The 19,096-nt window shown below is 64.5% G+C and carries 20 protein-coding genes; 19 read left to right on the top strand and 1 reads right to left on the bottom strand.

Annotated elements, in window-relative coordinates:
• Window positions 1-13: 13 nt before the first annotated feature.
• The gene (gene map, locus FBY20_RS27395; RefSeq protein ID WP_142055691.1) at window positions 14-835 is read right to left on the bottom strand and encodes a type I methionyl aminopeptidase; all 822 of its coding nucleotides are present in this window, start codon (window positions 833-835) and stop codon (window positions 14-16) included.
• 899 nt (window positions 836-1,734) lie between these two features.
• Here map and rpsB point away from each other — a divergent pair.
• The 19 genes from rpsB to FBY20_RS27300 all read left to right on the top strand — a co-directional run bounded on the left by rpsB (window position 1,735) and on the right by FBY20_RS27300 (window position 19,079).
• Window positions 1,735-2,484, top strand: coding sequence for a 30S ribosomal protein S2 (gene rpsB, locus FBY20_RS27390; RefSeq protein WP_056316750.1), 750 nt, complete (start codon window positions 1,735-1,737; stop codon window positions 2,482-2,484).
• Window positions 2,485-2,664: 180 nt separating this feature from the next.
• Entirely contained in the window at window positions 2,665-3,543 is an 879-nt protein-coding gene (tsf, locus tag FBY20_RS27385; protein ID WP_056316754.1) for a translation elongation factor Ts, read from the top strand.
• 179 nt (window positions 3,544-3,722) lie between these two features.
• On the top strand, window positions 3,723-4,439 hold the full coding sequence (pyrH, locus tag FBY20_RS27380) for a UMP kinase (RefSeq protein ID WP_056316757.1): 717 nt from the start codon (window positions 3,723-3,725) through the stop codon (window positions 4,437-4,439).
• A 15-nt stretch (window positions 4,440-4,454) separates the two neighbouring features.
• On the top strand, window positions 4,455-5,015 hold the full coding sequence (gene frr, locus FBY20_RS27375) for a ribosome recycling factor (RefSeq protein ID WP_056316760.1): 561 nt from the start codon (window positions 4,455-4,457) through the stop codon (window positions 5,013-5,015).
• Between the two features lie 176 nt (window positions 5,016-5,191).
• The gene (gene uppS, locus FBY20_RS27370) at window positions 5,192-5,956 is read left to right on the top strand and encodes a polyprenyl diphosphate synthase (protein ID WP_056316763.1); all 765 of its coding nucleotides are present in this window, start codon (window positions 5,192-5,194) and stop codon (window positions 5,954-5,956) included.
• Window positions 5,957-6,007: 51 nt separating this feature from the next.
• Window positions 6,008-6,865, top strand: a complete 858-nt coding sequence (locus FBY20_RS27365; protein WP_056316764.1) for a phosphatidate cytidylyltransferase — start codon at window positions 6,008-6,010, stop codon at window positions 6,863-6,865.
• Complete coding sequence (locus tag FBY20_RS27360; protein ID WP_142055689.1) at window positions 6,862-8,061, top strand: 1-deoxy-D-xylulose-5-phosphate reductoisomerase; 1,200 nt, start codon at window positions 6,862-6,864, stop codon at window positions 8,059-8,061. Before FBY20_RS27365 ends, FBY20_RS27360 begins: the two co-directional genes overlap by 4 nt.
• A gap of 54 nt (window positions 8,062-8,115) precedes the next feature.
• Window positions 8,116-9,447 (top strand): RIP metalloprotease RseP, encoded by a 1,332-nt coding sequence (gene rseP, locus FBY20_RS27355; RefSeq protein ID WP_142055686.1) that lies wholly within the window; start codon window positions 8,116-8,118, stop codon window positions 9,445-9,447.
• 53 nt (window positions 9,448-9,500) lie between these two features.
• On the top strand, window positions 9,501-11,834 hold the full coding sequence (bamA, locus tag FBY20_RS27350; RefSeq protein WP_056316774.1) for an outer membrane protein assembly factor BamA: 2,334 nt from the start codon (window positions 9,501-9,503) through the stop codon (window positions 11,832-11,834).
• Between the two features lie 109 nt (window positions 11,835-11,943).
• The gene (locus FBY20_RS27345; RefSeq protein ID WP_056316777.1) at window positions 11,944-12,504 is read left to right on the top strand and encodes an OmpH family outer membrane protein; all 561 of its coding nucleotides are present in this window, start codon (window positions 11,944-11,946) and stop codon (window positions 12,502-12,504) included.
• An 18-nt stretch (window positions 12,505-12,522) separates the two neighbouring features.
• Window positions 12,523-13,620 (top strand): UDP-3-O-(3-hydroxymyristoyl)glucosamine N-acyltransferase, encoded by a 1,098-nt coding sequence (gene lpxD, locus FBY20_RS27340; RefSeq protein ID WP_142055684.1) that lies wholly within the window; start codon window positions 12,523-12,525, stop codon window positions 13,618-13,620.
• Between the two features lie 67 nt (window positions 13,621-13,687).
• Complete coding sequence (fabZ, locus tag FBY20_RS27335) at window positions 13,688-14,143, top strand: 3-hydroxyacyl-ACP dehydratase FabZ (RefSeq protein WP_006385190.1); 456 nt, start codon at window positions 13,688-13,690, stop codon at window positions 14,141-14,143.
• Entirely contained in the window at window positions 14,144-14,938 is a 795-nt protein-coding gene (gene lpxA / locus FBY20_RS27330; RefSeq protein WP_062841377.1) for an acyl-ACP--UDP-N-acetylglucosamine O-acyltransferase, read from the top strand.
• Entirely contained in the window at window positions 14,935-16,131 is a 1,197-nt protein-coding gene (lpxB, locus tag FBY20_RS27325; RefSeq protein WP_056316787.1) for a lipid-A-disaccharide synthase, read from the top strand. The genes lpxA and lpxB overlap by 4 nt, the downstream gene beginning before the upstream one ends.
• On the top strand, window positions 16,118-16,726 hold the full coding sequence (rnhB, locus tag FBY20_RS27320) for a ribonuclease HII (protein ID WP_056316790.1): 609 nt from the start codon (window positions 16,118-16,120) through the stop codon (window positions 16,724-16,726). Before lpxB ends, rnhB begins: the two co-directional genes overlap by 14 nt.
• Window positions 16,723-17,511 carry an RNA methyltransferase gene (locus FBY20_RS27315; protein WP_056316793.1) on the top strand — a complete coding sequence of 263 codons (789 nt, stop codon included), beginning with the start codon at window positions 16,723-16,725 and terminating at the stop codon, window positions 17,509-17,511. The genes rnhB and FBY20_RS27315 overlap by 4 nt, the downstream gene beginning before the upstream one ends.
• A 125-nt stretch (window positions 17,512-17,636) precedes the next feature.
• Window positions 17,637-18,104, top strand: a complete 468-nt coding sequence (locus FBY20_RS27310) for a DUF2846 domain-containing protein (protein WP_062841373.1) — start codon at window positions 17,637-17,639, stop codon at window positions 18,102-18,104.
• Between the two features lie 166 nt (window positions 18,105-18,270).
• Entirely contained in the window at window positions 18,271-18,603 is a 333-nt protein-coding gene (locus tag FBY20_RS27305; protein WP_226849033.1) for a hypothetical protein, read from the top strand.
• Window positions 18,600-19,079, top strand: a complete 480-nt coding sequence (locus tag FBY20_RS27300) for a DUF2846 domain-containing protein (RefSeq protein ID WP_056316797.1) — start codon at window positions 18,600-18,602, stop codon at window positions 19,077-19,079. The genes FBY20_RS27305 and FBY20_RS27300 overlap by 4 nt, the downstream gene beginning before the upstream one ends.
• Window positions 19,080-19,096: the final 17 nt, after the last annotated feature.

Here is a 19,096-nt window from a genome sequence, read left to right as displayed (position 1 = left end):
TGGCTGCGGTGCTTCAGACGGCGGGAATGACGATGGGTTCGGTGATGAACGCGGGCGGCTGGGGCATGCCGGGCGACAGGGTCAGGACCTCGTAGCCAGTCTCCGTCACGCAGACGGCGTGTTCCCATTGCGCGGACAGGCTGTGGTCGCGCGTGACGACGGTCCAGCCGTCGGCCAGTTGGCGGATCTCGCGGCGTCCGGCGTTGATCATCGGCTCGATCGTGAACAGCATGCCGGTCACCAGCTTCACGCCCGTGCCGGGCTTGCCGTAGTGCAGGACTTGGGGATCTTCGTGAAAGCGCTGCCCGATGCCGTGGCCGCAGAATTCGCGCACCACCGAAAATCCGTTGGACTCGGCGTGCTTCTGGATCGCATTGCCGATGTCGCCCAGGGTGGCGCCGTTCCTGACCTGCTGGATGCCCTTCCACATGCACTCGAACGTGATGTCGGACAGGCGCCGGGACAATATGGACTGTTCGCCCACCGCGTACATCCGGCTCGTGTCGCCGAACCAGCCATCCTTGATGATGGTGACGTCGATGTTCAATGAGTCCCCATTTTTTAGCACCTTGTCGCCCGGGATGCCGTGGCACACCTGGTGATTCACGGAGGTACAGATGGCGCCGGGGAAGGGCGGGTAGCCGGGAGGCGCGTAGCCGACCGTGGCGGACTTCACCTTCAGTTCGTCGGTCAGGTACTCCAGGCAGAGGCGGTCGAGTTCGCCCGTGGTAACGCCCGGTTTGACGTGCGGCGTGATGAAATCGAGAACTTTGGCGGCGTCCTGGCAGGCGGCGCGCATCTTGGCCAGGTCGGCCGGATCAGTGATTGTGCCCATGGAAAGCTTGCGATGTGTCGCTTGAATGTCTGCTTGAAAGAATAGTAGAATTATAGGCTTCCCTAAAAATTTGGGGAGCAATCGGGTTACCGGCAAGAAGGGTCTGCACCGCCAGCGCCATGGCAAGAGCTTCGGCAAAAGCCAACGCTCAGGCAGTCTGACCCCCAGCCAAACCCGGCGGGTGCTGGCCTTTGGGTCCTGGGCACACCCGGCAGGATTTTTCGGTCATGCGCGATTCTTCTTAAGATCACGCGGCAGGCCCTGAAGTTTCACCGCAAGCGAAGGTTGTGGAGCGAATTCGGGCAAGCCGCAGGGCGTTGGGAAGCAGCCGGGCGTCGGTCGGGATCCAGCCGGATGCGTTCGGGACATGAATGCCGCCGCCAGCTGGGCGCGGTGTGCTTGCAAGCCCGGAAGTGTTTTCGAGCGGCGATGCAGGTTCGGTATGGGCGCTGGATTAAGTTCTTGGAAATGCGCTGAAAAGCGCGCCCTGAAAAGGGCATTCCTGAAAAGGATCCTTAAGAACTGCCACAGCGGCCTGATGCGCGGGCTGGCCTAGCGGCCACGTTTGCGAAGAACTGGATTTCGCCGCCAACAAAACAACTCCGGGTGCGTCTCGAAGAAACTTCCAGGAATCTCCTGGAGTGTCGGAAAGACGCAATGCAAGAATCTTGTGGTGGCGGCCGTCTGGGTTTATCGCGGCAGCGTAGTAGAAGTCGTTAAAGGCGAGCCGCTACAGGCAACGCGCCTGGAGCGTCGTAGTTATTGCGGCAGTGATCGGCCGGCCCGGTTAAAATCTTTGTCATCCCGCGTTTTGCGGGAAATCGCGCGCAACACCACCCAGGGTGTCAGCAAGATGCTGATGCAGGTGCGGCGCAAGAAACCAACCCTTGGAGAATTAAATGTCTTTGATGCGCGAAATGCTGGAAGCGGGTGTCCACTTTGGTCACCAGACCCGTTACTGGAACCCCAAGATGGCTCAGTACATCTTCGGTCACCGCAACAAGATTCACATCATCAACCTCGAAAAGACGGTTGATAAGTACCAGGAAGCCACCAAGTTCGTGAAGCAGCTGGCTGCTCGCGGCGGCAACATCCTGTTCGTCGGCACGAAGCGCGCCGCTCGCGAGCTGGTCGCTGCTGAAGCCGCCCGTTGCGGCATGCCCTACGTCGACGCCCGCTGGCTCGGCGGCATGCTGACCAACTTCAAGACGGTCAAGACCTCGGTCAAGCGCCTGAAGGACATGGAAGTCGTGGTCGCCGAAGGCGGCGCCGAGCGCATGATCAAGAAGGAAGGCCTGCTGTTCCAACGCGAACTGGACAAGCTGAACAAGTCGATCGGCGGCATCAAGGACATGAACGGTCTGCCCGATGCCATGTTCGTGATCGACGTCGGCTACCACAAGATTGCCATCGCCGAAGCCAAGACCCTGGGCATCCCCGTGGTCGCCGTGGTTGACACCAACCACTCGCCCGAAGGCATCGACTACGTGATCCCCGGCAACGACGACTCGGCCAAGGCCATCGCGCTGTACGCCAAGGGCATCGCCGACGCCGTCCTGGAAGGCCGCGAGCAAAACCTGAACGGTCTGGTCGAAGAGCTGGGCGAAGGTCAGGAAGAGTTCGTCGAAGTGCAAGACAACCAGGCCTAAGCCTGTTGTCATGTCCGGCGGGTAAGGTCTGGAAGCGGCGCCGAATCTGGTCCGCTTTCGCCCCGCCGGCGCTGCGAAGCTGGGCTCCCATCTTCCAGGCCCGCCACGTGCGGGCGTCTCATCGAATCAAATCACAGCCCCGGCCCGCCGGGGCGTGTCTTAGCAAAATTTGGAGCAAACATGGCTGAAATTACCGCTGCCCTGGTCAAGGAACTGCGCGAAAAGACTGACGCGCCCATGATGGAATGCAAGAAGGCCCTGACGGAAGCCGAAGGCGACCTGGCCCGCGCCGAGGAAATCCTGCGCGTCAAGCTGGGCAACAAGGCCAGCAAGGCCGCCGCCCGCGTCACCGCCGAAGGCCTGATCGGTCTGTTCATCTCCGCCGACGCCAAGAAGGGCGCCGTCATCGAAATCAACTGCGAAACCGACTTCGTCGCCAAGAACGACGACTTCGTCGGCTTCGTGAACAAGCTGGCTGAGCTGGTCGCCACGCAGAACCCGGCCGACGTGGCCGCGCTGTCGGCGCTGCCCTTCGGTGAAGGCACCGTCGAAACCACCCGTACCGCCCTGATCGGCAAGATCGGCGAAAACATCTCGATCCGCCGCTTCGAGCGCATCGAGACCGCCAACTCGCTGGCCAGCTACGTGCACGGCGGCAAGATCGGCGTGCTGGTGGAATACACCGGCGCCGAGGAAGTGGGCAAGGACCTGGCGATGCACATCGCCGCCACCAAGCCCAAGGCCCTGAACGCCGACGGCGTGAACCCCGCCGACATCGCCGCCGAGCGCTCGGTTGCCGAGCAGAAGGCCGCCGAATCCGGCAAGCCGGCCGACATCGTCGCCAAGATGGTCGAAGGCTCGGTCGTGAAGTTCCTGAAGGAAGTGACGCTGTTGTCGCAGCCGTTCGTCAAGAGCGACAAGCACACGGTCGAACAGCACCTGAAGGAAAAGGGCGCGTCGATCAGCAAGTTCGTGCTGTTCGTCGTCGGCGAAGGTATCGAGAAGAAGACCAGCGACTTTGCCGCTGAGGTTGCCGCCGCCGCCGCTGGCGCCGCCTGACCTCTAGGTAGTGCTTAAAGGCCGGCGCTAGATTAAATTCTAGTCCGGCCTTTTTCGCCGCATGGGCCCCCAAAGGCAGACGCCGATGGGGCAGCCAACCCGCCAGGCGGGCGCGGTGCTGGGGGTCAACCCCATTCTTGTCTTACACTTTCGTCGGATTGTTCTTCGGGATATCACCTATGAGCAGCAGGGCATACAAACGGGTTCTTCTCAAACTTTCCGGCGAGGCGCTGATGGGCGACGATGCATTTGGCATCAATCGCTCCACCATCGTCCGTATGACCGATGAGATCGCTGAAGTCGCCGCCGCAGGCGTCGAATTGGCCATCGTCATCGGCGGAGGCAACATCTTCCGTGGCGTCGCCCCGGGCGCGCAGGGCATGGACCGCGCCACCGCCGACTACATGGGCATGATGGCCACCATCATGAACGCGCTTGCGCTGCAAGACGCGCTCAAGCACAAGGGTATCGACACCCGGGTACAATCCGCGCTGAATATCGATCAGGTCGTCGAGCCCTACATCCGGCCGAAGGCCTTGCGTTACCTCGAAGAGGGCAAGGTCGTGATCTTCGCCGCGGGTACCGGCAATCCCTTCTTCACCACCGACACGGCTGCGGCACTGCGCGGCGCCGAGATCGGCGCGGAGATCGTGCTGAAGGCCACCAAGGTGGACGGCATCTACAGTGCGGATCCCAACAAGGATCCCACCGCGACGCGTTACGCGCGCATCAGCTTCGACGAGGCGATCGTTCGCCGCCTTGAAGTCATGGACGCCACCGCCTTCGCGTTGTGCCGCGACCAGAAATTGCCGATCAAGGTGTTTTCGATCAATAAGTCCGGCGCGCTCAAGCGAGTCGTGAGCGGCGAGGACGAAGGCACGTTGGTACACGTTTAAAGAAAAGGAAATTCCATGAGCGCAGCAGAAATCCGCAAATCCGCCGAAGCCAGGATGGCCAAGTCGCTTGATACGCTCAAGACCAACCTGGCCAAGATCCGCACGGGCCGCGCCCACACCGGCATCCTGGACCACGTGCAGGTCGAATACTACGGCTCGCCCGTGCCGGTCGGCCAGGTTGCCAACGTGAACCTGGTCGATGCCCGCACCATCAGCCTGCAGCCGTACGAAAAGCACATGGCCGGCCCGATCGAAAAGGCTATCCGTGAGTCGGACCTGGGCCTGAACCCCATCTCGATGGGCGACACGATCCGCGTTCCGATGCCCGCGCTGACCGAAGAACGCCGCCGCGACCTGACCAAGGTCGTGCGCAGCGAAGGCGAAGACGCCAAGATCGCTGTGCGCAACCTGCGCCGTGAGGCCAACGAAGCGCTCAAGAAGCTGGTCAAGGACAAGGAAATCTCCGAGGACGACGAACGCCGTTCGCAGGACGACGTCCAGAAGCTGACGGATCGTGCCGTCGCCGACATCGACAAGATGGTCGTCCAGAAAGAAGCCGAAATCATGACCGTATAATCCCAACACGCCACGCGGCGCCGCTTTGTCGGCCCGCGTGGCGTCAGGATTTCGTTGCACATGCGCCGTCCTGTCCATTGCCTCGCGGTACTTCCTCGTAGCGATGGAAACGACGGCGCAGGTTTTTTCCCGTATTCGTGTCTTTCGCCGGTCCGCCGCGCGCAGCCCCCAAACTAATGGCAACAAGTTCGACTCAGGCGGTTCCCGATATCCGCGACATCCCCGAGCACGTCGCTATCATCATGGATGGCAACGGCCGCTGGGCGACGCGGCGTCTGCTGCCTCGCACGGCCGGGCACGCCAAAGGCGTGCAGGCGGTCCGCCGCGTGGTCGAGGCCTGCGGTCGCGCGGGTGTGCGCTACCTGACGCTGTTTGCGTTCAGTTCCGAGAACTGGCGCCGTCCGGCCGAAGAAGTCTCGCTCCTGATGCGCCTGTTCGTGCAGGCGCTTGAGCGCGAGGTCGGCAAGCTGCAAGAGCAGGGCGTGCGCCTGCACGTCATTGGCGACCTGAGCGCCTTCGAGCCGCGCCTGCGCGAGCTGATCGCCGCTGCCCAAGAGCGCACCGCGCATAACGACCGGCTGCACCTGACCGTCGCCGCCAACTACGGCGGCCGTTGGGACATCCTGCAAGCCACCCGCGCCATGCTGGCGGCCGAGCCCGACCTGGCCGCGCACCCAGAACGGGTGGACGAGGAGCGTCTTTCCCGGCACCTTTCCATGGCATGGGCCCCCGAGCCCGACCTGTTCATCCGCACCGGCGGAGAGCAGCGCATTTCCAATTTCCTGATCTGGCAGATGGCGTACGCGGAGTTCTACTTCACGGACCGCTACTGGCCGGATTTCGGCGCCAATGAACTCATGGCCGCCTTTGATTGGTACCGCACGCGCGAGCGCCGCTTCGGCCGCACCAGCGCACAAGTCAGCGAAGCGGCTGCAAAGTAAGCTGAACGCGACGCGCGCGTCTTTCCAGGCTGCACAAGAGGAGACCGTCACATGCTGGGCCAGCGTATCGTTACCGCCGTCGTTTTGTTGGCCATTCTGGCCGCCGCCATGGCGAGCGCCAATCCCTGGTGGTTCGTCGCGCTGCTGGCCCTTGCGGCCGCTTGCGCCAACTGGGAGTGGCTGCGCCTGACGCTGCCGCAACCGCCTTCCCCCCTGATCTCCATCGGTGTCGCCGTCCTGCTGTTCGCTGGCATGCTGGTGCTGACGTCCGCCTGGCTGGCGGGTGACCGGACCGGCGCGGGCGATCCCGGCTGGGTGCTGCGCTATCTGGTGCCGGCCGTGTCGGCCGTCTGGCTGTTTGCGGGCGTGGCCGCCGTGGTGCGCGGGCGCGCCGACGCGCCGCCGGCCAGTCTGGCGTGGTCGGTCTTCTCCGTCCCGGCCGCCTTTGCGGCCTGGGCGGTGCTGGCGCAAATGTACGTGGCGCGCGGCGCCGTGTTCGTCGTGTCGCTGCTGGCCCTCGTCTGGGTGGCCGATATTGCCGCTTACTTTGCCGGCCGGGCCTTCGGCAAGCGTAAACTGGCTCCGCGAGTGAGTCCGGGCAAGACCATCGAAGGCGCCATTGCCGGCGTCCTGGGCGCGGTGGTGTGGATCGGGCTGTCCAGCCTGTGGGACGGCACCTTCGGTCACGCCCTGGTGGAACGCTGGACTTTCTGGCTCGCCCTGCCGATCGCCGCGGTGCTGGGCGTGCTGTCCATTGTTGGGGATCTGTTCGAGTCGCTGCTCAAGCGCCGCGCGGGCCGCAAGGATTCCAGCACACTCTTGCCTGGCCATGGCGGCGTCTATGACCGGATCGATGCGATTCTTCCCGTCGCGCCGTTCGCGCTACTTTTGTCTGGAGTCTTGTTTTGACGGCTTTTCAACGTGTCGTCGTGCTGGGATCGACCGGTTCGATTGGTGAAAGCACGCTGGACGTGATTGCCCGCCACCCGCAGCGGATGGCGGTTTACGCGCTTTCGGCCCACAGCCGGATGCAACGGCTGGCCGAGCAGGCGCTGGCCAGCCGGGCCGCGGTCGTCGTGGTGCCCGACGCCGCCGCCCGCCAGAAATTCATCGATGCCTGGACGGGCGGACAAGCCATGCCCGAGATCCGCGTGGGTGCACAGGCGCTGGCCGACACCGCCGCGGATTCGCAGTGCGACACCGTGATGGCCGCCATCGTGGGCGCCGCAGGCCTGCCTTCGGCGCTTGCCGCCGCGCGCGCCGGCAAGCGCGTGCTGCTCGCCAACAAGGAGGCGCTGGTCGCCGCCGGCACGCTTTTCATGCAGGCCATCCGCGACAACGGCGCCGAATTGCTGCCCATCGACAGCGAACACAACGCCATCTTCCAATGTCTGCCGCACCAAGGCCGTGCCGATGCGCCGCAGCAGCCGGCCAAGGGCGTGCGCCGTTTGCTGCTGACCGCGTCGGGTGGGCCTTTCCGCGGCCGCGACCTGGAAGACCTGCACGACATCACCCCCGAACAGGCCTGCGCCCACCCCAACTGGAGCATGGGCCGCAAGATCTCCGTCGATTCGGCCACGATGCTGAACAAGGGGCTTGAGGTCATCGAAGCGCACTGGTTGTTCGCGATGCCGGCCGATCGGATCGACGTGGTCGTGCACCCGCAGAGCGTCGTGCATTCGATGGTCGAGTACGACGACGGTTCGGTGCTCGCGCAGCTGGGCCAGCCGGACATGCGCACGCCCATCGCGTACGGCCTTGCCTTTCCCGACCGCATCGAGAGCGGCGTAAGCCCGCTGGATTTGACCCGGCATGGCCGCTTGGACTTCGAAAAGCCGGATCTGACCCGCTTTCCGTGCCTGGCGCATTCCTTTGCCGCGATGCGGGCGGGGCAGGGCGCGTGCGTGGTGCTCAATGCGGCCAACGAGGTGGCGGTTGACGCATTTCTGGACGGGCGGCTGGCCTACACCTGGATTCCGCGGGTCATCGAGGCTGCGCTCGAGTGGCAGGCGCGGCAAGCATCTGTTACGCTCAGCAGTCTTGACGACGTACTTGCGCTTGACGCCGAGGCGCGCGCCTTTGCGGGCAACCTCGGACTGGCCTGATGGCGGGCCGCGATTGCCTCTGCGTTTGCCTCTGATTTCCTAGATTCCGACCCCATGCTTTTCACCTTGCTGGCCTTTGCGGTAGCGCTCGGCTCACTGATCATTTTCCATGAGCTTGGGCACTATTGGGTTGCCCGCCTTTGCGGTGTGAAGGTCCTGCGTTTCTCGGTGGGCTTTGGCAAGGTCATCCTGCGCCGCACCGACCGGCACGGCACCGAATGGGCGGTATCCGCGCTGCCGCTGGGCGGCTACGTCAAGATGCTGGACGATGCGCCGCCTGGGGCCTCGCCGGCCGTGGCGGCTTCGGCCTTCAACACCAAGCCTGTGGGCCAGCGCATCGCCATCGTGGCCGCTGGCCCCATCTTCAACCTGATCCTCGCGGTGTTCCTGTATGCATGCCTGAACATGGCCGGCACCGAGGAACCCGTCGCCATCATCGCGCCGCCCGCGGCCGAGACCCCTGCCGCCCGGGCTGGCCTGTTGGCCGGCGACCGCATCCTGGCCATCGATGGCCAGGAAGTCGCGTCGTGGTCCGACGCCCGTTGGCGCCTGATGGACGTCATGTCCACCGGCGGGCGCGCCAGCATCGAGGTCAGCACGCCGTCCGGCGCCGTCCAGCGGCGCGAACTCGATCTTCCCCCCAATACGATGGACCCGGCCGAGGGCGACCCGCTTGCCGCGGCCGGCGTGCGTCTGGCCCAGCCCAAGCCCGCGGTGCGCGCGGTGATCGACGGCGGAGAAGGGCAGGCCGCCGGCCTGCGCGCGGGCGATCTGGTCGTGGCCGTCAATGGCCAGCCGGCGCCCGACACCGGCGCGCTCGTCAAGCAGATCCAGGAAAGCGCCGGCAAGCCGCTCGCCCTGACCGTGGTCCGGGATGGCGCCAACGTCACCCTGAATGTCACGCCCCGCCCTGAAGTCGTCAACGGCCAGGAAATCGGCCGATTGGGCGTGCAACTGGGCGGCAACGTGCCGATGGTGACCGTGCGCTATGGCGTCTTCGACAGCCTCTGGCGCGGCGCCGTCCGCACCTGGGACACCGCCTGGTTTTCGCTGCGCATGATGGGCCGCATGGTGACGGGCGACGTGTCGTGGCGCAATGTGAGCGGCCCGGTCACGATTGCGGACTACGCCGGCCAGACCGCCCGGATCGGGATTGTTGCGTATATCGCCTATATCGCATTGATCAGTATCAGCCTGGGCGTTTTAAATTTGCTTCCCATTCCTATGCTGGATGGCGGCCATCTGCTGTACTATCTCGTCGAAATTGTGCGGGGCAGCCCCCCGCCCGCAAGATGGATCGACATCGGACAACGCGCCGGCATAGGCATATTGGCAAGCCTGATGGGGCTTGCGCTGTTCAACGATTTCACGCGTTTGTTCACTTGAACGCCATTTAGCATAAAATCCCCCGCCATTTGCACGACCGAGGATACTCAAGGATGTCTTTTCGCCGGATGTTTCAACACAAAAAGGGTGTACTGCCGGGTCTCGTAGCCGCGCTGATGTTGCCGGCCTTGGCCCACGCCTTCGAACCCTTTGTCGTGCGGGATATCCGCGTAGAGGGTATTCAACGAACCGACGCCGGCACCGTCTTTGGTTATCTGCCTGTCAAGGTCGGCGAGAAATTCACCGAAGAAGAAGCCACCGAAGCCATCCGCCGTTTGTATGGCACGGGCTTTTTCACCGACGTTCAGATCCAGACGGACAATAATGTCGTCGTCGTGGTCGTTCAAGAACGTCCCACCATCGCGTCCGTTAACTTCAACGGCATGCGCGAATTCGATTCCAAGGCCATCACCACCTCGCTGGCGCAGGTCGGTTTTGCGGAAGGCCGCATTTTCGACCGCTCCATGCTCGAGCGCGCCGAATACGAATTGAAGCAGCAGTATCTGTCCAAGGGCAAATACGGCGTCGAAGTCACTTCCACCGTCACGCCGCTGCCGCGTAACCGCGTCGGCGTGAGCTTCGACGTGTTCGAAGGCTCGGTTGCCCGCATCCAGGAAATCCGTTTCGTCGGCAACAAGGCCTTTTCCGAAAGCGACCTGCTGGACGAATTCAAGCTGACCACCCCCGGCTGGCTGACCTGGTACACCGATACCGACAAATACTCGCGCGAAAAGCTCGAGGGCGACCTCGAACGGCTGCGCTCGTTCTACCTGGACAAGGGTTACCTTGAGTTCTCGGTCGAGCCGCCGCAGGTCACCATTTCGCCGGATCGCCAGGACATCCGCATCACCATTACCGTCCACGAAGGCGAGCCCTACAAGGTGCGCAGCGTCAAGCTGGCCGGCAACCTGCTGGGCCTGGACAAGGAAATCAACGACCTGGTGCAGATCAAGGCAGGCGAGACCTTCTCGGCCGCCAAGACCAACGATTCCGCCAAGGCGATCACCGACTACCTGGGTGAGCTGGGCTACGCGTTCGCCAACGTCAACCCGAACCCGCAACTGGACCGCGCCAAGCACGAAGCCGACCTGACGTTCTACGTCGATCCGAGCCGCCGCGTCTACGTGCGCCGCATCCAGATCGGCGGCAACACCCGTACCCGCGACGAAGTCGTGCGCCGCGAAATGCGCCAGCAGGAAGCCGCCTGGTACGACGCCGGCGACATCAAGACCTCGCGCGACCGCGTCGACCGTCTGGGTTACTTCAGCGACGTCAACGTCAAGACCGAGCCGGTCCCGGGCTCCCCTGACCAGGTCGACGTCAACGTCGACGTGAAGGAAAAGCCCACCGGCATGATCAACCTGGGCGTGGGCTACGGCTCGTCCGAAAAGGCCATTCTGTCGGCCGGTATCAGCGAAGACAACGTCTTCGGCAGCGGCACCAACCTGACGCTGCAACTGAACACCAGCAAGACGAACCGCGCCGTGGTGCTGTCGCATACCGATCCGTACTGGACCAAGGACGGCATCAGCCGCACCACGTCGGCGTACTACCGCGTGACCGAGCCCTGGAACAACAACGACGGTGACTACCGCGTCAAGGCCTTGGGCCTGGGCATGAACTTCGGTATCCCGATCTCGGAGTACGACCGCATCTTCCTGGGCGGCAACTTCGAACGCAACCAGATCGACCTGTACAACAACTCGCCGGCGGCCTACGAAAGTTTCGTTGACCAGTATGGCGACGCGACGAACTCGGTGATCCTGAGCGCCGGCTGGTCCAAGGACACGCGTGACAGCGCGCTGGCGCCGACCAAGGGTTCGTACACGCGCTTGAAGGCCGACGTGTCGACCATCGATCTGCAATACACGATGCTGACGGCGCAACAGCAGTATTACGTGCCGCTGGGCGGCTCGTACACCCTGGCGCTGAACGGCATGGTCGATTGGGGCCAGAGCTACGGCAGCAAGGATTACCCGGTCATCAAGAACGTCTATGCCGGCGGTATCGGCACCGTCCGCGGCTACGAAGGCTCGTCGCTGGGTCCGCGCGACGTCAAGACGGGCGATTACCTGGGCGGCACGCGCCGCATCGTGGCCAACGCCCAGCTGTACCTGCCGTTCCCGGGCGCCTCGAAGGATCGCACCCTGCGCTGGTTCATCTTCAGCGACGCCGGTCAGGTGTCGGCGGGCAGCGGCCTGTCCTGCACCCGCGGCCGCGACAACACCGAGGTCGAGGATCCGTGCGGCTGGCGTTTCTCGGCCGGTATCGGCCTGTCTTGGCAATCGCCGATGGGCCCGCTGCAGCTGTCGTATGCGCGGCCGCTCAATTCCAAGCCGGGCGACGACAAGCAAAGCTTCCAGTTCCAGATCGGGACGGGATTCTGAGCGAGGCGTTACTCTTGAAAACAAGGGCGCGGCCCCCTGGTCCAGCGTCCTTGCTGTTTAGTGGCACAATACACACTTTGGCTTTGCCTTACTGGAAGGTGAGATTTTCATGATGTCTGATTTCGCACTTAAATCATCGAAGACGCTGGGCGCCAAGCGCCGTGGCAAGCTGGGCGGCTCCATTGCCCTGGTGGGTGCGCTCATTCTCGGTTCGGCTGCCGCGATCCCCGCGCAAGCGCAAGGCACCAAGATCGGTTTCGTCAATACCGAACGCATCCTGCGCGAATCGGGTCCGGCCAAGACTGCCCAAAGCAAGATCGAAGCCGAATTCAAGAAGCGCGACGACGAACTCCAGCGCCTGAACAACAGCCTGCGCTCGCAAGCCGAGAAGTTCGACAAGGACGCCCCCGTCCTGTCGGAATCCGACCGCGTCAAGCGCCAGCGCGAACTGGCCAACCTGGACACCGACCTGCAGCGCAAGCGCCGCGAGTTCCAGGAAGACTTCAACCGCCGCCGCAACGAAGAATTCTCGGGCATCGTGTCCAAGGCCAATGACGCCATCAAGCGCATTGCCGAACAGGAAAACTACGACCTGATCATCCAGGACGCGGTGACGGTCAACCCGCGCATCGACATCACCGACAAGGTGATCCAGAGCCTGGGCAAGTAAAGCGATACCCGTCTAGTCATGCCGGTTTTACTGGATCTTGCCCGCGCGCCGACACTCGAAGCATTGTTGAGCGCCGCCAATACCCAGGGTATGGACTGGCGTATCAGTGCGGTTCCCGGCGCAGACCCCATGCGGGTCTGCGGCATCGGGACCCTGTCTTCGGCCGGCCCCCAGGAAATCACTTTCCTGTCCAATCCCCGTTACCAAAGCCAGCTTGGCGCAACCGGAGCGGGGGCGGTCATCGTCTCTTCCGACGTCGCCGAGGCGCTCGAAGCCCAGGGCAGCGACCGCCCGCCATTCGCGCTGGTCGTCTGCAAGCATCCCTATCTGCTCTACGCGCGCGTCGCGCAGTGGTTCGACACTGCCCGCAGACCCGCCTTGCCTGCTGAAACCCACCCCTCCGCCGTGGTTGCGCCCGACGCGATCATCGAAGAAGGCGTGCGTATCGGCCCGAACTGCGTCGTCGAAGCCGGCGTGCGCATCGGAAGGGGCACGGTGCTGGGTCCAGGTTGCGTCATCGGCGCCGGATCGTCCATCGGGCCCGATGGCCGGCTGCATGCCAACGTCACGCTGTACGAAGGCGTCAAGATCGGCGCCCGAGTCATCCTGCACAGCGGTTCGGTGCTGGGGGCCGATGGTTTCGGCTTCGCGCCGGATCCTTCGCTGGGCAAGGGCGCCTGGGGCAAGATCCCGCAGTTCGGCGGCGTTTCGCTGGGCGATGACGTCGAAATCGGTGCCAACACCACCGTCGACCGCGGCGCCCTTGAAGACACCGTCCTGGCGGATGGCGTGAAGCTCGACAACCAGATCATGATCGGCCACAACTGCCGCATCGGCGCACATACCGCGATGGCGGCCTGCGTGGGTGTGGCGGGCTCGACCACCATCGGCGAGCGCTGCACCATCGGCGGCGCCGCGATGCTCTCGGGGCATCTGGTGCTGGGCGACGACGTGCATATCTCGGGCGGCACGGCAGTGACGTCCAATATTTCCAAGCCTGGCCGCTACACCGGGGTCTTCCCGTACGCGGAGCATGGCGAATGGCAGCGCAACGCCGCCGTGATACAACAGTTGGCGCAATTGCGCCGCCGCGTGCGCACGCTGGAAAAGGACTAGGGCGCGTTCGCCGCCCTGGCGCGCCCGCGCCGCCACATTATTTAATTTCGCAGGAACGCATAGAAAAATGGAACTCGACATCAAGGGGATCATGGAGAGGCTGCCGCATCGCTACCCGATGCTGCTGATTGACCGTGTCGTGGAAATGGTGCCTGGCAAGTCCATCGTCGCCATCAAGAACGTCTCGATCAACGAGCCGTTTTTCAACGGTCACTTTCCTCACCATCCGGTGATGCCGGGCGTGCTCATCGTCGAAGCCATGGCCCAGGCCTCGGCGCTGTTCTCGTTCACGGACGAGAACGGCGGCCTCAAGTGCGAAGGCGCCAAGACCGCCTATTACCTGGTCGGCATCGACGGCGCGCGCTTTCGCCGCCCCGTCGTCCCGGGTGACCAGCTGCGCATCGAGGTCGAAGCGGAACGCCTGAGCCGCAGCATCTGTAAGTATCAAGCACGCGCGACGGTCGACGGCCAGGAAGTGGCTTCCGCCAAGCTGATGTGCGCGATTCGCAGCCTGGAAGAGTAAATGGCAGGAAACATCCATCCCACCGCTGTTGTCGATCCGGCGGCAAAAATCGACCCGACCGTGGTCATCGGCCCGTTCGCAGTGGTGGGGCCTGATGTGACCATCGGTGCGGGGACCGAAATCGGCCCGTACTGCATGATCGACGGTGTGACCACCATCGGTCGCGACAACCGCTTCTATCGCTATTGCTCCATCGGCGGCATGCCGCAGGACAAGAAGTACGCGGGCGAGCCGACGCGCCTGACGATCGGCGACCGCAACACGGTGCGCGAATTCGTCACGCTGAATACCGGCACGACGCAGGATGGCGGTGAAACAACGCTGGGCAACGACAACTGGATCATGGCCTACGTTCACGTGGCCCATGACTGCCACATCGGCAGCAACACGATCCTGGCCAATTCGGTGCAGCTTGGCGGCCACGTGCACGTGGGCGACTGGGCGATCATCGGCGGCCTGACCGGCGTGCACCAGTTCTCGCGCGTGGGCGCGCACACCATGACGGGCGGCAACAGCTCCCTCATGCAGGACACCCCGCCTTTTGTGCTGGCGGCCGGCAACCCGTGCCGTCCGGTGGGCATCAACGTCGAAGGCCTGAAACGCCGCGGTTTTTCCGCGGCCTCGATTTCGGCCCTGCGCGAAGCCTACAAGATCATCTACCGCCGGGGCCTGCCCCTGGACGCGGCGCGCGCCGAACTGCGCGAGCGCCAGCAATCCACCCCTGAAGCCGCGGAGCATCTGCAGACGCTGCTGGACTTCCTGGACGTCGCCTCCCGCGGCATCATCCGCCCATGAGCGCTCGGATCGGCATGGTGGCCGGCGAGCCTTCGGGCGACCTGCTGGCCGGACGCATCATTGCCGGTCTGCAAGCGCGCGACAGCGGCGTGCGCTGCGAGGGCATCGGCGGACCGCAGATGCAGGCGCGAGACTTCGACGCCTGGCATCCGATGCACGCGCTGACCGTGTTTGGCTACGTGGACGCGCTCAAGCGCCTGCCCAGCCTGCTGGCCACCTACCGCGACGTCAAGCGCCGCTGGCTCGCCGAGCCGCCGTCCGTCTTCGTGGGCATCGACGCACCCGACTTCAACCTGCGGCTGGAGCACCAGCTTCGCCAGGCGGGCACGCCGACGGTGCATTTCGTCGGCCCCTCGATCTGGGCCTGGCGCTACGAGCGCATTCACAAGATCCGCGAATCGGTCTCGCACATGCTGGTGCTGTTTCCGTTCGAGGAAGAGATATACCGCAAGGAACGCATACCGGTGACGTACGTGGGCCATCCGCTGGCCGGCGCCGTGCCGATGCAGCCGGACCGCGCGGCGGCCCGCGAGCGCCTGGGCATCGATCAAGACGCCCGTGTGCTGGCGATCCTGCCCGGCAGCCGGTCCTCCGAGATCCGTCTGCTCGCGCCGCGGTTTCTGCAGGCGGCCCAGCAACTGCTGAAGAAGGATCCGGCCCTGCAGTGCATCGTGCCCATGGTCAATGACCAGCGGCGGGCCGAGTTCCTGGAAATCCTGGCCCAGAACCCGGTGCCCGGTCTGCGCTGCGTCACCGCGCACGATCTGCACGGCGAGGGCGGGGACCGCAAGGCGCCGGTGGCCTGGTCTGTCATGGAAGCCGCCACGGCCGTCCTGGTCGCAAGCGGCACCGCCACGCTGGAGACGGCGCTGTTCAAACGGCCCATGGTCATCTCCTACGTCCTGTCGCCCTGGATGCGGCGGATCATGGCGTGGAAATCCGGTCAGCAGCGCCCGTACCTGCCCTGGGTGGGCCTGCCCAACGTGCTGCTTCGCGACTTCGTCGTTCCCGAACTTTTGCAGGACGACGCGACGCCCGATAAACTGGCCGAAGCGACCTGGCAGGCGTTGACCGACGACGCCCTGATCGCCCGCGTGGAGGCCCGTTTCACTGCCATGCACCAAGACCTGTTACGCGATACGCCGGCGCTGGCCGCGCAGGCGATCCTGGAGGTGGCCGATGGAGCAGCCTGAGCTTTTCGTGGCGCCGGAGCAGCCCGCGCTGCTGACCGCCGGCGTCGACGAGGCGGGCCGCGGCCCGCTAGCTGGCGAGGTCTACGCGGCGGCGGTCATTCTGGATCCGTCACGCTTCATTGACGGCCTGGCCGACTCCAAGGTCCTCACCGCCGTGCGCCGCGAGGAACTGGCGCTGCAGATCAAGGAACAGGCGCTTGCCTGGTGCATCGCCAGCGCCACGGTCGCGGAAATCGACAGCCTGAACATCCTGCGCGCCACCATGCTGGCGATGCAGCGCGCGGTGCAGGGCCTGGCCACCGTGCCGCAACTGGCGCTGGTCGACGGCAATCAGGCGCCCAAACTGCGTTGCACCGTGCAGACCGTCATCAAGGGCGATGCGCGGGTGCCGGCGATCTCGGCCGCCTCCATCCTTGCCAAGACCGCGCGCGACGCCGACCTGCTTCGCCTGCACGCCCTGTATCCGCAATACGCGTTCGACCAGCACAAGGGCTACGGCACGGCGCTGCATCTGCAACGGCTGCGCGAGCACGGTCCGTGCGCCGAACACCGGCGCAGCTTCGCACCCATCAAGGCCTTCGGCCTGGTTTCATGAAGCACATCAGTTCCCGGGACAACCCGGCGGTCAAGGCGCTGGTCAAGTTGGCCGGCACCGCGGGCAAGCGTGGCGCCCCGGTGCTGCTCGATGGCGTGCACCTTTGCCAGGCATGGTTGCAGCACCACGGCGCGCCGGATCGGGCGATTTTCGACGTGGACCGCCTTTCCCAGCCGGACATCGCGGCGCTTGCCGCGGCCGTGCCGGACAACGTCAGCCTCGCGCTGGACGCGCGCCTGATGCACGCCGTGGCCGCCGTCGAAAGCGGGCAGGGCGTCGCCTTCCTGGTCACGCCGCCGGTGCCCGCGCTGCCTGAACAGGTGGATGAAACCTGCGTGCTGTTCGACCGCATCCAGGACCCTGGCAATGTGGGCACTTTGCTGCGCACGTGCGCCGCGGCCGGCATCAAGCGGGTGTTTCTTGCCACGGGCTCGGCGGCAGCCTGGTCTCCCAAAGTGCTTCGCAGCGGCCAGGGCGCGCATTTTGCCCTGGATATCCACGAGCATGTCGATCTCCAGGCCTTGCTGCCGCGCTTGCGTGTGCCACTCGTGGCGACGGCGCTGGACGGCTCGCGCGACCTTTACGCGGACCGCCTGCCTGAGCGGTGCGCGTGGGTGTTCGGGCATGAGGGCCAGGGTGTGGCGCCCGCGCTGCTGGCCGCTGCCAGCCTGAAAGTGCGCATAGACCACGACGCCGCCGCCGTCGAGTCGCTGAATGTCGGCGCCGCCGCAGCGATCTGCCTGTTCGAGCAACGCCGCCAGGCGACCCAGCGCCATCCCGCCTGAGCCGGCGCGGGATCCCCCCGTTTTTCCACCGATTGATCGGCGAATCTGCCCCCTATACTGCCGCGCTTGTGCAACGTGGGCGGCGCACTGACGCGGCCCGCATTTCGAACCCGGGGAGGGGACACGTGAAACACTGGATCAAACTGAGCCTGGCCGCGCTGGGCGCCGCAACCGTGCTGGCGGGCTGCGCAGGGCCCCGGTATGGCGACGTGGCGGCCAAGATCTCCGCACTGGAGCCGGGCGAAGGGCGGATCTATTTCTACCAGCCCAAGACGTCAAATGGCGACAAGGTGCCGCATCCGGCCATCCTGGTCGACAACGCCCGCGTCGGCAAATCCAAGGCAGGCCACTTCTTTTTCGTGGACCGGTCGGCCGGGACGCTCGAAGTGATCACGGCAACGGACCGCAAGGAACGCAAGGACCCGCTGGTCGTGCCGCTAGCGGCAGGGCAGACCCAATACGTCCGGGTGGACGTCGCGGGGGGCAAGCAAGTGCTGCGCCTGGAGCAGTCGCCCGACGCCGCGCAGCAAGCGCTGGCCGACTTGCGATATTGGGGCGCGGGCCGGCGCGAGCGCGAGGCGCTGCGCTATTGAGCGAGGATACGTTTTGTAGATTTCTGACGCACCCCTATACTTACGCACTTCATTCGTTGCCGGGGTATCCATGGTGTCGTCGGAAGTTCCAAAAATCGCGGGCGCGTCCCGCCTGAGCAAGTTTGCCCTGTTGGCCGTCGCAGGCATGCTCTCCTTGAGCGCGTGCATGTCCGTGTCGACACAGCGGGCGAACCTGGTGCCCGTGGCGCCGGCGGACCCGGTCAACGTGATCCAGCTGTCGCGCTTGGTCACCGCCCAGCTTCCCAATGACAGCATCGCGAATCTGCCGGCGGCGTCGCAATGGCAGCGCGTGGGCGCCTTACCGCAAGGCGACGTCTACCGGTCGCTTGGCGGCCTGTTCACGGTCCAGACGCGGCGCCAGGGAGAGGCCTATCTCGTGGCGTCCTCCGGAAAGCTCGTTGGCTTTTACCTGCCTGGTGAAATGGCCTATCTGCCGTTGAACCGTCCTGTCACCCTGCCTGTGGAAATGCGTCAATGAAGATCTGGCTGAAATTGGCGGCGACGGCCGCGACGGTGGTTGCGCTGGCCGGGTGCGCTGGTCCGCAATACCAATCCCTTCAGGGGCGCATGCCGCCAATCGCGCAAGGCGATGGGCGCATCTACTTCTACCAGCCGCAGGCGCAGGCGTCGGCGGCCGCGGTGGCGCAGCAAAAGCTGCGCGTGAACGGCGACGTCGTAGGGCGCAACAAGCCGGGCAGCTTCTTTTTCGTGGACCGCCCGGCAGGCAGTTATGTCGTGACCAACCTGTATTGGACGGGCGACGGCGTGAGTTTCAAGCTTGATCCCGGTCAGACGCGCTATGTGCGCATCAAGGCCGAATCGCTGGGCAGCACGGGCACGGTGGGCAAGCTGTCCATGGAAATGGTCGATCCGCCCGAACTCGCTGAAACCGAGCTCCTGAAGATGCGCTATTGGGGCGCGGCTACGCCCGAGCAGGCTCCGGGCTTGCGTTAGACCCAAATCTGAAGAGA

Source organism: Achromobacter sp. SLBN-14, from assembly GCF_006715415.1.
GTDB lineage: Bacteria > Pseudomonadota > Gammaproteobacteria > Burkholderiales > Burkholderiaceae_B > Achromobacter > Achromobacter mucicolens.
This window is presented reverse-complemented; position numbering and strand designations above follow the sequence as displayed.

What these genes read in the sequence shown, in the direction of transcription:
- rpsB (WP_056316750.1), top strand. Translation starts at nt 1,735, where the DNA reads ATGTCTTTGATGCGCGAAATGCTGGAAGCGGGTGTCCACTTTGGTCAC.
- FBY20_RS27365 (WP_056316764.1), top strand. Translation starts at nt 6,008, where the DNA reads ATGCTGGGCCAGCGTATCGTTACCGCCGTCGTTTTGTTGGCCATTCTG.
- FBY20_RS27315 (WP_056316793.1), top strand. Translation starts at nt 16,723, where the DNA reads ATGAAGCACATCAGTTCCCGGGACAACCCGGCGGTCAAGGCGCTGGTC.
- FBY20_RS27345 (WP_056316777.1), top strand. Translation starts at nt 11,944, where the DNA reads ATGATGTCTGATTTCGCACTTAAATCATCGAAGACGCTGGGCGCCAAG.
- fabZ (WP_006385190.1), top strand. Translation starts at nt 13,688, where the DNA reads ATGGAACTCGACATCAAGGGGATCATGGAGAGGCTGCCGCATCGCTAC.
- uppS (WP_056316763.1), top strand. Translation starts at nt 5,192, where the DNA reads ATGGCAACAAGTTCGACTCAGGCGGTTCCCGATATCCGCGACATCCCC.
- lpxB (WP_056316787.1), top strand. Translation starts at nt 14,935, where the DNA reads ATGAGCGCTCGGATCGGCATGGTGGCCGGCGAGCCTTCGGGCGACCTG.
- pyrH (WP_056316757.1), top strand. Translation starts at nt 3,723, where the DNA reads ATGAGCAGCAGGGCATACAAACGGGTTCTTCTCAAACTTTCCGGCGAG.
- map (WP_142055691.1), bottom strand. Translation starts at nt 835, where the DNA reads ATGGGCACAATCACTGATCCGGCCGACCTGGCCAAGATGCGCGCCGCC.
- bamA (WP_056316774.1), top strand. Translation starts at nt 9,501, where the DNA reads ATGTCTTTTCGCCGGATGTTTCAACACAAAAAGGGTGTACTGCCGGGT.
- rseP (WP_142055686.1), top strand. Translation starts at nt 8,116, where the DNA reads ATGCTTTTCACCTTGCTGGCCTTTGCGGTAGCGCTCGGCTCACTGATC.
- FBY20_RS27305 (WP_226849033.1), top strand. Translation starts at nt 18,271, where the DNA reads ATGTCCGTGTCGACACAGCGGGCGAACCTGGTGCCCGTGGCGCCGGCG.
- tsf (WP_056316754.1), top strand. Translation starts at nt 2,665, where the DNA reads ATGGCTGAAATTACCGCTGCCCTGGTCAAGGAACTGCGCGAAAAGACT.
- lpxD (WP_142055684.1), top strand. Translation starts at nt 12,523, where the DNA reads ATGCCGGTTTTACTGGATCTTGCCCGCGCGCCGACACTCGAAGCATTG.
- lpxA (WP_062841377.1), top strand. Translation starts at nt 14,144, where the DNA reads ATGGCAGGAAACATCCATCCCACCGCTGTTGTCGATCCGGCGGCAAAA.
- FBY20_RS27300 (WP_056316797.1), top strand. Translation starts at nt 18,600, where the DNA reads ATGAAGATCTGGCTGAAATTGGCGGCGACGGCCGCGACGGTGGTTGCG.
- frr (WP_056316760.1), top strand. Translation starts at nt 4,455, where the DNA reads ATGAGCGCAGCAGAAATCCGCAAATCCGCCGAAGCCAGGATGGCCAAG.
- rnhB (WP_056316790.1), top strand. Translation starts at nt 16,118, where the DNA reads ATGGAGCAGCCTGAGCTTTTCGTGGCGCCGGAGCAGCCCGCGCTGCTG.